Origin of the sequence: Dyella sp. GSA-30 (assembly GCF_027924605.1) — a bacterium.
Classification (GTDB): Bacteria; Pseudomonadota; Gammaproteobacteria; order Xanthomonadales; family Rhodanobacteraceae; genus GSA-30.
The window spans coordinates 4547725-4560616 of sequence record NZ_AP027042.1 but is presented as its reverse complement, the minus strand read 5'-3'; the positions used below and the strand labels follow the sequence as shown (position 1 = coordinate 4560616).

The following is a 12892-nucleotide window of genomic DNA, read 5'->3' as shown; positions in this document are numbered from 1 at the left end:
AAAGCCGTTGCCCAGGCTGGCGAATGCCCGCGAGAATGGCGGGTATTCGCTGTCGTGGGCTTGAACGCGGGCAATTCGGCCGCATGCCTGGGCGGTGCAAGCCACGATGGGACCCCCAGGAATGCCGCCAGTTACCGGATCGTCAGATCATTCATCGGTCGCGCCACCGATCGTTTCCGTCTCCAAGCTCAGCAAGACCTACGCCAGCGGGTTCCAGGCGCTCAAGCAGATCGACCTGGACATTCGGCGCGGGGAGATTTTTGCCTTGCTCGGCCCCAACGGTGCCGGCAAGACGACGCTGATCAGCATCATCTGCGGCATCGTCAACGCCAGCAGCGGCCAGGTGCTGGCCGATGGCCATGATATCGCGCGCGAATATCGCGCCGCTCGCAGCAAGATCGGCCTGGTGCCGCAGGAGCTGCACACGGATGCGTTCGAAACCGTGTGGGCGACCGTTCGATTCAGTCGCGGGTTGTTCGGCAAGGCGCCGAACCCCGCACATCTGGAAAAAGTGCTGCGCGACCTGTCGCTATGGGAAAAGCGCGACAGCAAGATCATGGCGCTTTCCGGAGGCATGAAACGCCGCGTCCTGATCGCCAAGGCGCTGGCGCATGAACCGCAGATTCTGTTTCTGGACGAGCCCACCGCCGGTGTCGACGTCGAGCTGCGTCACGACATGTGGCAGATGGTCCGCCGGTTGCGCGATGCCGGTGTCACGATCATTCTCACCACGCACTACATCGAGGAGGCCGAGGAGATGGCCGATCGCGTGGGCGTGATCAGCAAGGGCGAGCTGATCCTGGTCGAAGACAAGCATGTATTGATGCGCAAACTGGGCAAGAAGCAGTTGACCTTGCACCTGCAGACACCGCTGGAAGCTATTCCCGCGACCCTGGGCGACCTGCCGCTGGAGTTGAGCGAGAACGGGCATTCGCTGGTCTACACCTTCGACACGCAAGGCGAGGACACGGGTATCGCACCCTTGCTGCGGCGATTGAGCGAGCAGGGGGTGGATTTCAAGGACCTGCATTCGAGCGAGAGTTCGCTGGAAGATATCTTCGTCAGTCTGGTGAGGTCGCGCGCATGAACGTCTACGGTATTGCGGCGATCTATCGCTTTGAGATGGCGCGCACGTTCCGCACGCTGATGCAGAGCATCGCATCGCCGGTATTGTCCACGTCGTTGTACTTCGTCGTGTTTGGTGCGGCGATCGGTTCGCGCATGGGCAATATCGATGGCGTCAGTTACGGTGCCTACATCATTCCCGGTCTGATCATGCTGTCGCTGTTGAACGAGAGCGTCTCCAACGCCTCATTCGGCATCTACATGCCCAAGTGGGCCGGGACGATCTACGAGCTGCTCTCGGCACCGGTGTCGTATATCGAGGTGATACTGGGCTATGTCGGTGCGGCAGCCACCAAGTCGATGATGTTGGGTTTGCTGATCCTGGTGACCGCGCGTTTGTTCGTGCCTTACGAGATCGCCCATCCGGTGTGGATGGTGGCGTTCCTGCTGCTTACCGCGGTGACGTTCAGCCTGTTCGGTTTCATCATCGGCCTGTGGGCGGACGATTTTCAGAAACTGCAGGTGATCCCGTTGATGGTGATCACGCCGCTTACATTTCTCGGCGGCAGTTTTTACTCGATCAAGATGCTGCCGCCGATCTGGCAGAAGATCACCTTGTTCAATCCGGTGGTGTATCTGATCAACGGCTTCCGCTGGAGTTTCTACGGCGTGTCGGATGTGAACGTGATGGTGAGCGCAGCGATGACGTTTGCGTTCTTGTTGATCTGCCTTGGCATTGTCTGGTGGATATTCAAGACCGGGTACAAGCTGCGGTCGTGAGTCTTGCCGCTACCCGCCCATTTGTCACTCCGGCGCAGATCGGGGTGACAAATAGGGTTACGGCACGCAGCGCGTAGCCCGCTCCAGCAACAACTGCCGCTCCCGCGCATTGGCCGTCATATCCGCCGCACGAACGAATTCCTCGCGCGCTTCGGCATGCCGCCCCAGCTTCTCCAGCAAATCTCCGCGTACCGTCGGCAACAGGTGGTACTTGCGCAGCGCCGGTTCGTCGACCAGCTTGTCGACCAGGGCAAGCCCCGTCGCCGGGCCGAAGGCCATGCTCATCGCCACCGCACGGTTGAGTTCAACCACCGGCGAGGGCGAGACCCGGCCGAGAAGGCCATAGAGCAGGGCAATACGGCGCCAATCCGTATCTTCGGCGGCAGCGGCGCGTGCATGGCATGCGGCGATCGCTGCCTGCAACGCGTACGGCCCGATATCGCCACCCAGCTTGCCGGCATGCTCCAGCGAGGCCAGGCCACGGCGGATCAATAGCTGGTCCCAGCGGCTACGGTCCTGGTCCATCAATAACACCGGTTCGCCCGAAGGTTTGATGCGGGCGCCGGTGCGCGATGCCTGCAGCTCCATCAGCGCGACCAGGCTGTGTACTTCCGGCTCGCGCGGCATCAGTTGTGCAAGCATGCGACCCAGCCGCATGGCGTCTTCGCACAGGGCCGGACGCATCAGGTCATCGCCGGCCGTGGCGGTGTAGCCTTCGTTGAAGATCAGGTAGATCGCTTCCAGTACCGAATCCAGTCGTTCGTTGAGCTCCGCGCCGCGCGGTACTTCGAACGGGATGTCCTTCTCGCTCAGGGTGCGCTTGGCGCGCACGATGCGCTGCGCAATGGTCGGCTCGGGCGTGAGATACGCGCGGGCGATTTCTTCAGTAGTGAGGCCGCCGAGCAGACGCAGGGTGAGGGCGACGCGCGCCTCGGTCGACAGCACCGGATGGCAGGCGACAAAGATCAGCCGCAGCAGGTCGTCGCCGATCGGATCGTCGGCGACCGCTTCGGGCGACGCGCCGCTCATCTCCATCTGTTCTTCGATTTCGCGGGTAAGCTCGTGCTCTTTGCGCGCATGCAGCGCCTTGCGGCGCAGCATGTCGATGGCGCGCCGCTTGGCGGTGGTCATCAGCCAGGCGCCGGGCTGGTCGGGGACGCCGGTGACCGGCCATTGTTCGAGCGCGGTGACCAGCGCGTCATGGGCCAGTTCCTCGGCCACGCCGACGTCGCGCACCATGCGCGCGAGGCCGGCGATCAGCCGTGGCGATTCGATGCGCCACAGCGCGTCGATACTGCGATGGATATCGGTCGACGTCATGGCCGGGGATCACAGCAGGTCGACACGGGCGGCGCAAGGCCGCCCGATAGGATCGCCAGGGCCACCGGCTCAGTCGTGCGTATCGCAGTTGACCATCCATTCCACACCGTAGCGATCGGCCAACTGACCGTATCTTTCCGACCAGGAGGTCTTTGCCAGCGGCATCATGATGGCGCGGGCCTGCTCGGAAAGGGCATTGAAGATCTTCTCCGCCTGGTCCGGATCCTTGGTATTGATGCAGACGAAGAAGCCCTTGTGGCCTTCCCATGTTTGGGTCGGGTCGCCCGCATCCGAACCCATCAGCATGGAACCGTCCACGGCCAGGCGGACATGGGCGATTTTCTTGCCGGTCGCTTCGTCCATGCCGGCGCATTCGGGCATGTCGGCATAACGAATGATCATCTCCAGCTTGCCGCCCAGGCAGCGCTCGTAGAAACGGAAGGCCTCTTCGCACTGGCCGTCGAACATCAGGTAAGCATTCACGATCACGGGTGGTCTCCTTGGGGTCTGAACAGGCTTTAGTGTTTGGTAGCGAGTTGGGCGCGCAGGCGTTCTTCCTGATCGCGCAGTTCCGGGGTGAATTCGGTGCCAAAATCGTCCGCCTCGAAAACACGGCGGATTTCGATTTCAGATTCGCCCTCAAGCGGGTTGGGGCAGCGCTTGACCCATTCGATCGCCTCTTCGAGCGATTTGACCTGGATCAGCCAGAAGCCGGCCAGCAATTCCTTGGTCTCGGCAAACGGACCGTCGATCACGGTGCGCTCCTTGCCGGAGAAACGGACCCGCGCCCCCTTGGCGGTGGGCTGCAGGCCTTCGGCCGCAAGCAGCACGCCCGCACGAACCAGCTCCTCGTTGTACCGGCCCATCTCGGCCAGCAGTTCCGCGCTGGGCATGACGCCGGCCTCGGTGTTCTTGTCGGCTTTGATCATCACCATGAATCGCATTGCGGTATCTCCGTCAGTGAGCAGGGAGCGGCATTTGCTCGCTCTTATCGGTTCGACGAATGAGATCCGCTCGAATCGACAGGCGCTGGAAAAATTTTTAGTCACGATCCTCGAGATTTGTGACATGGGTGCGCTGTAAGTCGTCCTGGGACGAGCGCCAGGCATGCGCTGTCTCGTATAGTGCGGCTTTACCGGCTGGCGGCGCGGAGCCGCCCATGTGATTTCTGGCGCTATGGCGACACGACGCAACGTACCGCAACTCCCTCAAATGGACCTCCTTGGCGGCGCCGTGCCGGAGGAGGCACAGATTCACCGCCTGTTCTTTGCCCTCTTGCCCGACGAGGTGGCACGCCAGCGCTTTGCCCGGGCCGCGGAAACCCTGCGCCGGGACCAGCCGATCCGTGCCCGCTGGGTCGTGCCCGATCGTTATCACGCGACGCTGCATTTTCTTGGCGACTTCCCCTTGTGGCGACAAGATGTGGTGGACGCTGCCAAGGCTGCAGGCGACAAGGTTGGTCCGCGTCGATTCGAGTGGACGCTGGATTATCTGGCCGGCTTCCGCGGCCGTCAGCCGCCCTGTGTGTTGCGCGGTTCGGAGACGCCGCCGGAGATGCAGGCGCTATGGCGCGACCTGCGCCAGGCGCTGATCCTGGCCGGGGCCGGCAACCATGTGGGCGTGGGCAGCTTTACGCCCCACGTAACGCTTGGTTACAGCCATGGCACCGTGCCGGACATCGCCCAGATCGAACCGATCCTGTGGCGGGTGGAAGGCTACGCGTTGATCCACAGCATCGTCGGCGAACGTGACTATCGCGTGCTGGGCGAATGGGGCAGCACAGGTCACTCCTGAGGTAATCGTTTTCGGCCTTTCTGGCCTATAGAGAACGAGCAGGCGCAAGCGCACAATCGAACGGCCATCACTCTTTCCGCTACGGAGTCACCCATGCGCTCGTCCACTCTGCTCGTGTTGGCACTATCGCTTGCAGCTGCACCACTGTGCGCACAAACCGCACCGTCCGCGGTGACAGCTCCCGCATCGATTACCGATGCGGTCAACGACCCGGCACGTCAGGCCGACAAGGCTGACGATGCACGTCGCAAAGTGGCCGACGTCATGGCATTTGCCGACGTCAAACCCGGTCAGAAGGTGTTGGAACTGATTCCCGGCAAGGGCTATTTCACGCGCGTGTTCAGCGCCGCCGTCGGCGCGCAGGGACATGTCTTCCTGGTCTGGCCGGACGAGTACGCCAAGGAAGACACCGAGGGTGTGACTGCCTCGCGAGCGCTGCTGGCCGACCCGCATTACAAGAACGTCAGCGTGCTCAACCAGCCGGCCGCACAGCTGAGCAGCCCCGAGCCGGTGGATCTGGTATTCACGGCGCAGAACTATCACGACTATCCCGATGCGTTCATGGGCAAGGTCGACATGGCCAAGTTCAACAAGCAGGTGTTTGCCGCGCTCAAGCCCGGCGGCCTGTTTGTGATCATCGATCACGTCGCGCCGGCCGGCACCGGTATGCAGGATACCGATACCTTGCACCGCATCGATCCGGCGATCGTGAAGAAGCAGGTCGAAGCAGCCGGTTTTGTGTTCGACGGTGAAAGCAGTGTGCTGCGCAACCCGGCCGACGACCATACGCTGAAGGTGTTCGACAAAACCATACGCGGTCATACCGATCAGTTTATTTATCGGTTCCGCAAGCCGCGCACCTGAGTTGCGCATGATGCATGAGCGGTCGCCGGCACGGTTTGGCGACCGCCCTCTCGGCGCCTATGCTAAGCGCCATGCCCTTGACGTCATTCGATAACGACCCGCCACCGAAGCCACCGGTCGAGCCTGACGCCGGCGATTGCTGTGGCGAGGGCTGCGTGCCCTGCATCTTCGACATCTATGAGACCGCGTTGCAGCGCTATCGCGACGAACTCGCGCAATGGCAGCTGCGACACCCGGATGCTGCCGACGATTCGCCCGCGCAAGGGGCTGGCAATCGGTGAAGCGGTCCCCATCTTGGGGTCTTCACGATCGAGGACGCAGCATGATCCCGTTTTCCGTACTTGACTTGGCGCCGATTACCGAAGGCAGCCATGCCACCGAGGCATTTGCGCGCAGCCTCGACCTGGCGCGACGCGCCGAGCGGCTCGGTTATCAGCGTTACTGGCTGGCCGAGCATCACAATATGCCGGGCATCGCCAGCGCGGCGACGTCGGTGTTGATCGGTTATGTCGCTGGAGGTACCTCCAGCATTCGCGTTGGCGCCGGCGGCATCATGCTGCCCAATCATTCGCCGCTGCAGGTGGCCGAACAATTCGGCACGCTGGCGTCGCTCTATCCCGGGCGCATCGACCTGGGCCTCGGGCGTGCGCCGGGCACCGATCATGCGACAGCACGAGCGCTGCGCCGCTATTTCGATAGCGCCGATGCGTTCCCGCAGGATGTCAACGAACTCCTGGCGTACTTCGAGCCGGCGACGCCGGGTCAGCCGGTACGTGCCGTTCCAGGTGCCGGCGTCGACGTGCCGGTGTGGCTGCTGGGGTCGAGCCTGTTCAGCGCCAAGCTTTCGGCCGCCCTCGGGCTGCCATTTGCCTTCGCCTCGCATTTCGCACCCGATGCCATGGACGAAGCCCTGGAGCTCTATCGCCGTTATTTCCGCCCCTCCGCGCGGCTGGCGAAACCGTATGCGATGCTCGGCATCAACGTGGTCGCGGCCGCCAGCAATAGTGAGGCGCGCCGTCTGTTCACCACGCAGCAGCAAAGTTTCATCAACCTGCGCCGTGGTCAGCCGGGTCTGATTCCGCCGCCAATCGACGATATCGAGTCGTATTGGACGCCGACGGAGAAATATGGCGTCGAACATGCGCTTGCCTGTGCCGTGGTAGGTGACGAGTCGACCGTACGCGAGGGGCTGTCGGCCTTCATTTCACGGCATCAGCCCGATGAGCTGATGATCACCACCAACGTGTTTGATCATGCGGCAAGGTGTCGCTCTTATGAAATCGCAGCCGGTGTGCGTGACGCATTGGCGGCCTGACGAGCGCTTCGCCGTGAGTAGGGAACGCCGGGTTTGGCAAGTCAAATGTTGATGTTTATCACATCCAGGATGGGTACCCGGTAACACCTGCGAAGGCAGGAATCGCAATTTCGAAGACTTCCTATAGCTGAAAGCAAAGTTTCGGCATCTCATGTGCCTAGTCTAGGTAACGAGATGACGGCTGTGGGCAGGATGGTTTACGCCATGGATGCGTTTCTGTGTGACGAATACAGCAGGAAGCCATGCTCGATTCGCATCTCGGGTGCTCATGTCTCCGAATGCGGTCACTTTTATTGCAATGTATCGTTTGCGCCATTGCTTTGCGAAGACGAACGAATTTTTGCCGACAGCAACGAAAAAGCCATTTCGCTGGCTTTTAAATTTCTACGGTTGATTGCCCTGGGCCTGCACGTCGAAGACAAGGACGGCAACGCCGTCGTGATCTAGCTTTATACGTAGGTCGGTTCGACCGTAACGAAGTGGCGCTGAAGGTCCTGCCGACAGCGGGCCAGCTGCAGGGGCGTGAATCGTCCCGCGCCCTCGGCTTCGATGGCGATCTGCGGATCGATGGCCTGGTGTTCGCCCATCAGTTCCACCATCGCGGCAAGATTGGCGGCGTGCAGAACCTGGCTCATCGGCAGCGTGGCGACGCCGCGTTCACCCAGGGCTTCCAATACGTTGGCAGGCAGCTCCCAGTAGCGTGCCGCCTGCAGGGTCAGTTCGGCAGCGATGCGAGCCGCATTGGCGATGAATTGCGGTGTATAGACGGTAAGCGAGCCGCTCAATTCCTTGTCCAGTGCGCGCGCCACGGCACCGATGCCGGTGTTGCTTACCAGACCGGCCAGATGCGCCTCGAACGGATCGCACAGGCCTTTGCTCAGATAGACAGCCGCGTGCGCGCAGCGCTCGGCATGATCCCACAGCCGTTGCCCGGCCACCTGGCCGAACATGCCGGCGCTGGCCAGCAGGATCGGCTTCATGACGTGCATCGACACCACTTGGCGCAGGCCGATCTGGCCCAACAGCACCACTGCATGTTGCAGGCTGGTGATCGGTTGCACTGCGCGGTAGGCCACGCTGCCGATGACACGCATGATCTCGCCGACCAGCACCGGGTCGCGCCCGATCAGTTCGGCCAGTTTCGCGCCGTTGACGTCGTCGTTCTTCAAGGCCCGCAGCAACTGCGGCAGCACCGTGGGCATGCGTGGCAGGGTGCGTACGTCATAGCGGTCGCCGCCGCAGATATCGTCCAGGCGCTGTAGCGCCTGCAGTTCCTGATCGCAGGGAGCGATGTCTTCGGACGCGGGCAGGCTGAAGACGAAACGGAAGAAGCGGTCCTCGACGTAAGCGGCGGAGACGGCTTCGACAGGCGTCTCGGTCGAGTTCTTGGGCTCGGGACGCGGCATGGAGGCGGCAAGCGACACCGTTTGTGCGAGGCGCACGCTTGGTACGACCGTCGGTCTACCCCCAAATAGCCTCGCCCAAAAACCCATCGCCCGCCCCCTTGTCGTTGCTTCTAAGATCGGCAGGCTGCAACAAAAATGTAGGCTGGTTCACACTCCCGATTTGCTGCGCCGCAACCAGCGGGCAGCTTCCTGGCCGGCCAGGCGGCCACTGGCCATGCAGGCGGTCAGCAGGTAGCCGCCCGTCGGTGCTTCCCAGTCGAGCATTTCGCCCGCACAGAAGACCCCCGGCAGGCGCTGAACCATCAGGTGAGCGTCCAGGGCTTCAAGTCGAACGCCGCCGCCACTGCTGATGGTTTCGGCCAAGGGGCGCGCGCGCTTGAGCGTCAATGGCAGGCGTTTTATCGTCTGGGCCAGTTGAGCTGGATCATTCAAGGCCTGCTGGTCGAGCACTTCATGGAGCAGGGCGCTCTTGACCCCGCCGATGCCGGCGTGGCGACGCAGATGCTCGCTCAGGCTTCGCCGTCCACGCGGCTTGGCCAGGTCCTGACGCAGTCGCTCGAGCGGCCGGTCCGGCGCCAGATCCAGCCACAGCGTGGTTTGACCATCACGCGCGATGGCGTCGCGCAGCGTGGCCGACAACGCGTAGATAAGGCTGCCTTCGATGCCGGTGGCAGTTACCACGCATTCGCCCTGGCGCGCGTGTTCGTTGCCCTGCGCGTCGCGCCAATGAGCAACAACGGGTTTCAGCGGTGCACCGGCATGGCGCGTGGCGAGGAAATCGCTCCAGCCGATATCGAAGCCGCAGTTGGATGGCTTGAGCGGATCGATGTCGACCCCGCGTTCGGCCAGCCAGGGCTGCCATGCGCCATTGGACCCGAGCTGCGGCCAGCTACCGCCGCCCAACGCAAGCACCACCGCGTCGGCGCCGATGGCCTGCTCACCGATGGGCGTAGCAAAACGCAGGGCGCCGGCATCGTTCCAGCCCAGCCAGCGATGGTGCACGTGAAAGCGCACGCCTTGCTCGCGCAACCGATGCACCCAGCTGCGAAGCAGTGGCGCGGCTTTCATGTCGCTGGGGAAGACACGGCCGGAACTGCCGACAAAGGTGTCGATGCCCAGCGTGGCTGCCCATGCGCGCAATGCATCGGCGTCGAAGCTATCCAGCCAATGACCGACTTCGTTGGCGCGTGCACCATAACGTTGGACGAAATCCACGGCCGGTTCGCTATGGGTGAGGTTCATGCCGCCCTTGCCGGCGAGCAGAAATTTGCGTCCGACCGAGCCTTTGCCCTCGTAGAGGTCGACCGCGATACCCGCCGTGCACGCGACTTCAGCCGCCATCAGGCCGGCAGGGCCGCCACCGATCACGGCAAGCTTGGGAGGCGATGAGGACATGGCGCGAGCGACTACCGGCGAGACAATCGGTGAAGTATCGCCGTTGTCGCCGTGCGATGCGAGGCGCCGCAAAGAACCTCAGTGTCCATCGTCGCCCCGGCGTGCGCCGGGGCGACGGGTAGGAGGGTTCAGTGCTCGTTGACCTGCAAATTGCGCATCAGCAGATCCAGCTTGCCCTTCATCGCATCCTGCGGGCGCGAGCCTTCCGCACCGTAGGAGGCGGTGTAGAGCACGGAGGGTTTGGCCTCGATGGCGGTCTTCTCAGGTGCGCCGCCGACCATGCTGATAAAGGTCATATCGTCTTCGTTGTATGCCGAGCCGTCATCCGGATGATCGCGATGTAGCACCTTTTTCCAGTAGCTCTGGAAGCTGTTGTCCAAATCTTCGGACGGTGCGATATGGCGATTCACGCGGACCAGCTCGTCGTTCTCGATATTGGCCTTGACCATCACGTCGGAGACGTCCCAGACCACCCGCTCGCCGTCCTTGAAGTAGGAAAAGCCGAGTACCAGCTGGCTGTCCTGATCGATTTTCTGCAGGTCCGGCGTGTAATTGAAGCTGACGCGCTTGGAGTGATATTTGAAGTTGTGCGCATAGTCGAAATCGATGTCGATATTCTTCAGCGCCGCCGGCAGCCAGGTCTTCTGCTGCAGATAATCCTTCCATTGCGCCAGCGTGCCGCTATAGGACACATCGAAGAAGTTGGTGAGTGCGCGCAGGTCCAGGATATCGTCGTAGCTATGGCCCGGATGCGTCGAACGCATCATCATCACGTAGCCGTCGGGTACCGGCAGCGCAAAGGTGATCAGGATGCTGTCTTCATACGCCACCGGCCAGATCCGCACTTGCCATTGACGCTGATAGGCATCGGTGAAGGTCGACTCCTCGCTCGGCTTGCCTAGCGAAGTGATCTTGATCTTGTCCGAGCCGACCGCGCGCTGCATCGGCAGGCCTTTGAGGAGCAGATCCATCATCAGCTTCGGATCGCCGTAGAGCTGCTTTGCGCTGACGTTGTCCGGCTTGCGCAGATGGATCAGCGCTTCGTGCCCGGCCACGCCGGTGGTGATGAAGCCGTTGTTGCCCAGGGTTTCCTTATGGATATTGCGTCGCGCGAACGACCACACGCCGTTCTCGCCACGCACGATCAGCGTGGGGAACGGGTCCATGTTCGAGCTGCTGTGCAGGACCTGATTCGAGCCGCTGCCGATCGGAAACAGGTTGTCGTGATTTTCCTTGAGCAGATCGGCCAGTTGCTTGTCGATCGATGCATTGAACTGCGTCTGATACGCCGTGGTGAAATCCTGGAAGGATTTGGGCAACGCAAACTGCGTCTTGAAGTTCGACGTCTTGGTGCTGTCGAGCACATCGAGCTGATAGGTCACGCGCGTGTCGACTTCGGCCAGATTGTCCGGTGCCTTCAGGATGTGGTCGATCGGCAACGCGTAGTTGAGGTTTTCACCCGGCGACTTCATCAGCACGATACCGATGATCTTGCCGTTCTTGTCCAGCAGCGGGCCACCACTGTTGCCCGGCGATGCGGCCGCGGAGAAGCGCATCCACTTCCAGCGTCCGTCCTGTTCCTCGGGCGTGTTGGAGGTGTAGAGGCCGTCGCGGATCACCACGCCCGTGCCCAGTGCATTACCTACCGCGTACACCACGTCGTTCATATCGGGCGAGGTGTTGGTATCGAGCGCCGGTGTGTTAGGCGCATCCTTGAGCGTGAACACCACGAAGTCCTGCTCACGCGAAAACTTGACGATCTTGTCGATCGCATAAACCTTGCCGCTGGCATCGCGCAGCGCGGGAACGCCCATCAGGCTGCCCATGCCGACATCGAGCACGTGTGCGGCCGTGGCATAGCGATGATCGCCCAGGGCGAACGCGGTGCCGATCGAGAAGTACTTGTCGTTGCGAAACTGGAACGGCAGCTGATCCAGCGGCAGCGGCTTTTCATAGCTCAGCGGATCGTTGACGGGCTTGGGGATCACCACCTCGAACGTGGCGGCCTGCACCTTGGGCAGCACCGCAGGGTCCAATGTGGCCGCGTGCGCATTCATGCCCAGCGCGATAGCGATACCGATCCATGGCGCTATCCGGCGCGCCAACCCTTTGCCTGCCTGCCTCATCGTTCCTTGTCCCCTAAGTCGTATCGAGCGGCAACGCCCCGCCCTGGCGCTGAGTGTATCCAAGCCGCAGCGAGGCGGGGATAGGCCCGCGCTCGTATAGCTCCGAGGTCATGGTTGGGCAGGTTATTTCGTTGGAAAGGCGGAAAGGGGGCAATCGTCTGGCGCGGAGGCGTCGGTGGGGAGCGTCGCCGATGCGGCATAGCGACCGGCATGGCCGGCAAGGTCGTTCGTGACAGCCACCGTGACGGCCAGCTCGACTGGTGCGGCGGTCGCCGATAACGCCTGATCAGGTCGGGGCGCCAGCAGATAGCTCAGGCGCGAACCGCAAGGCTGGAACAGCACTTCGCCGTCCGCCTGCACGATATGGCCACGCCGATAGGCCGGTGGCGTGATCCGGGTGTAGTGGCCGGCCAGGGAAGCTCCGCCGCGACAGAAATACCCAGGGTCGAAGGCATCGTCGTCATCGGCCGGCCGGATATCGACCAGCCCATTCCCAGCATGCTGCAGCAACAGGCTGGCGCCGGGGCGCCAGGCGTCCAGTGAAATTTTCAGGCCGTCGTCGTCGCGCACCGCATGGCCGACGAACAGGCAGGCATCGCGGTGATCGACGCTTTCGATGCTGACCCAATAGGCGTCACCCGAAGGGCCGATGTCCAGCCACTCGGAGCCCTTGCGATACGACCCGGCAAAACCATGCGGGTCGACCGGCCCCAGGGGAGCCGACGGTGTGGGCTGGCAAGCGGCGAGCAGGGCAGCAAACGACAAGGGGACGAAACGGGCGTGCATGGAAAGACGTTAGCGCAACATGCCGACAAAATCCCTCATCG

14 protein-coding genes are annotated in these 12892 nt (G+C 62.3%); 7 read left to right on the top strand and 7 right to left on the bottom strand.

The window, feature by feature from the left end:
• Positions 1–121: 121 nt before the first annotated feature.
• Together QMG46_RS19345 and QMG46_RS19340 are read left to right on the top strand one after the other, a co-directional pair.
• Positions 122–1087 carry an ABC transporter ATP-binding protein gene (locus QMG46_RS19345; protein ID WP_281849493.1) on the top strand — a complete coding sequence of 322 codons (966 nt, stop codon included), beginning with the start codon at positions 122–124 and terminating at the stop codon, positions 1085–1087.
• Positions 1084–1845: an ABC transporter permease gene (locus QMG46_RS19340; RefSeq protein ID WP_281849491.1), complete on the top strand. Its 762-nt coding sequence runs from the start codon at positions 1084–1086 to the stop codon at positions 1843–1845. Before QMG46_RS19345 ends, QMG46_RS19340 begins: the two co-directional genes overlap by 4 nt.
• A 57-nt stretch (positions 1846–1902) precedes the next feature.
• On the opposite strand, the gene QMG46_RS19335 is transcribed toward QMG46_RS19340, so the two are convergent.
• The 3 genes from QMG46_RS19335 to QMG46_RS19325 all read right to left on the bottom strand — a co-directional run bounded on the left by QMG46_RS19335 (position 1903) and on the right by QMG46_RS19325 (position 4109).
• Positions 1903–3165, bottom strand: a complete 1263-nt coding sequence (locus QMG46_RS19335) for an RNA polymerase sigma factor (protein WP_281849490.1) — start codon at positions 3163–3165, stop codon at positions 1903–1905.
• Between the two features lie 69 nt (positions 3166–3234).
• Positions 3235–3654: a VOC family protein gene (locus QMG46_RS19330; RefSeq protein ID WP_281849489.1), complete on the bottom strand. Its 420-nt coding sequence runs from the start codon at positions 3652–3654 to the stop codon at positions 3235–3237.
• Positions 3655–3683: 29 nt separating this feature from the next.
• Complete coding sequence (locus QMG46_RS19325) at positions 3684–4109, bottom strand: YciI family protein (RefSeq protein ID WP_281852932.1); 426 nt, start codon at positions 4107–4109, stop codon at positions 3684–3686.
• Between the two features lie 268 nt (positions 4110–4377).
• Between QMG46_RS19325 and QMG46_RS19320 the strand changes: the two genes are divergently transcribed.
• The 5 genes from QMG46_RS19320 to QMG46_RS19300 all read left to right on the top strand — a co-directional run bounded on the left by QMG46_RS19320 (position 4378) and on the right by QMG46_RS19300 (position 7585).
• Entirely contained in the window at positions 4378–4959 is a 582-nt protein-coding gene (locus tag QMG46_RS19320) for a 2'-5' RNA ligase family protein (RefSeq protein WP_281849488.1), read from the top strand.
• Between the two features lie 93 nt (positions 4960–5052).
• Positions 5053–5823 (top strand): class I SAM-dependent methyltransferase, encoded by a 771-nt coding sequence (locus tag QMG46_RS19315; RefSeq protein ID WP_281849487.1) that lies wholly within the window; start codon positions 5053–5055, stop codon positions 5821–5823.
• 71 nt (positions 5824–5894) lie between these two features.
• Entirely contained in the window at positions 5895–6104 is a 210-nt protein-coding gene (locus QMG46_RS19310) for an oxidoreductase-like domain-containing protein (protein ID WP_281849486.1), read from the top strand.
• Between the two features lie 41 nt (positions 6105–6145).
• Complete coding sequence (locus QMG46_RS19305; protein WP_281849485.1) at positions 6146–7138, top strand: LLM class flavin-dependent oxidoreductase; 993 nt, start codon at positions 6146–6148, stop codon at positions 7136–7138.
• A gap of 204 nt (positions 7139–7342) precedes the next feature.
• Positions 7343–7585, top strand: coding sequence for a hypothetical protein (locus tag QMG46_RS19300; protein ID WP_281849484.1), 243 nt, complete (start codon positions 7343–7345; stop codon positions 7583–7585).
• A gap of 2 nt (positions 7586–7587) precedes the next feature.
• Here QMG46_RS19300 and QMG46_RS19295 read toward each other — a convergent pair whose 3' ends face one another.
• The 4 genes from QMG46_RS19295 to QMG46_RS19280 all read right to left on the bottom strand — a co-directional run bounded on the left by QMG46_RS19295 (position 7588) and on the right by QMG46_RS19280 (position 12851).
• Entirely contained in the window at positions 7588–8580 is a 993-nt protein-coding gene (locus QMG46_RS19295; RefSeq protein ID WP_281849483.1) for an HDOD domain-containing protein, read from the bottom strand.
• A 111-nt stretch (positions 8581–8691) separates the two neighbouring features.
• Complete coding sequence (locus QMG46_RS19290; RefSeq protein WP_281849482.1) at positions 8692–9939, bottom strand: TIGR03862 family flavoprotein; 1248 nt, start codon at positions 9937–9939, stop codon at positions 8692–8694.
• A gap of 128 nt (positions 9940–10067) precedes the next feature.
• Positions 10068–12065: a S1 family peptidase gene (locus tag QMG46_RS19285; protein WP_281849481.1), complete on the bottom strand. Its 1998-nt coding sequence runs from the start codon at positions 12063–12065 to the stop codon at positions 10068–10070.
• Between the two features lie 123 nt (positions 12066–12188).
• Positions 12189–12851, bottom strand: coding sequence for a hypothetical protein (locus QMG46_RS19280; RefSeq protein ID WP_281849480.1), 663 nt, complete (start codon positions 12849–12851; stop codon positions 12189–12191).
• Between the last annotated feature and the right edge of the window lie 41 nt (positions 12852–12892).

Excerpts from the sequence above, each read along its gene's own strand:
- QMG46_RS19290 (WP_281849482.1), bottom strand. The coding sequence starts at position 9,939 with ATGTCCTCATCGCCTCCCAAGCTTGCCGTGATCGGTGGCGGCCCTGCC.
- QMG46_RS19285 (WP_281849481.1), bottom strand. The coding sequence starts at position 12,065 with ATGAGGCAGGCAGGCAAAGGGTTGGCGCGCCGGATAGCGCCATGGATC.
- QMG46_RS19335 (WP_281849490.1), bottom strand. The coding sequence starts at position 3,165 with ATGACGTCGACCGATATCCATCGCAGTATCGACGCGCTGTGGCGCATC.
- QMG46_RS19280 (WP_281849480.1), bottom strand. The coding sequence starts at position 12,851 with ATGCACGCCCGTTTCGTCCCCTTGTCGTTTGCTGCCCTGCTCGCCGCT.
- QMG46_RS19320 (WP_281849488.1), top strand. The coding sequence starts at position 4,378 with ATGGACCTCCTTGGCGGCGCCGTGCCGGAGGAGGCACAGATTCACCGC.
- QMG46_RS19300 (WP_281849484.1), top strand. The coding sequence starts at position 7,343 with ATGGATGCGTTTCTGTGTGACGAATACAGCAGGAAGCCATGCTCGATT.
- QMG46_RS19345 (WP_281849493.1), top strand. The coding sequence starts at position 122 with ATGCCGCCAGTTACCGGATCGTCAGATCATTCATCGGTCGCGCCACCG.
- QMG46_RS19305 (WP_281849485.1), top strand. The coding sequence starts at position 6,146 with ATGATCCCGTTTTCCGTACTTGACTTGGCGCCGATTACCGAAGGCAGC.
- QMG46_RS19340 (WP_281849491.1), top strand. The coding sequence starts at position 1,084 with ATGAACGTCTACGGTATTGCGGCGATCTATCGCTTTGAGATGGCGCGC.
- QMG46_RS19310 (WP_281849486.1), top strand. The coding sequence starts at position 5,895 with ATGCCCTTGACGTCATTCGATAACGACCCGCCACCGAAGCCACCGGTC.
- QMG46_RS19325 (WP_281852932.1), bottom strand. The coding sequence starts at position 4,109 with ATGCGATTCATGGTGATGATCAAAGCCGACAAGAACACCGAGGCCGGC.
- QMG46_RS19315 (WP_281849487.1), top strand. The coding sequence starts at position 5,053 with ATGCGCTCGTCCACTCTGCTCGTGTTGGCACTATCGCTTGCAGCTGCA.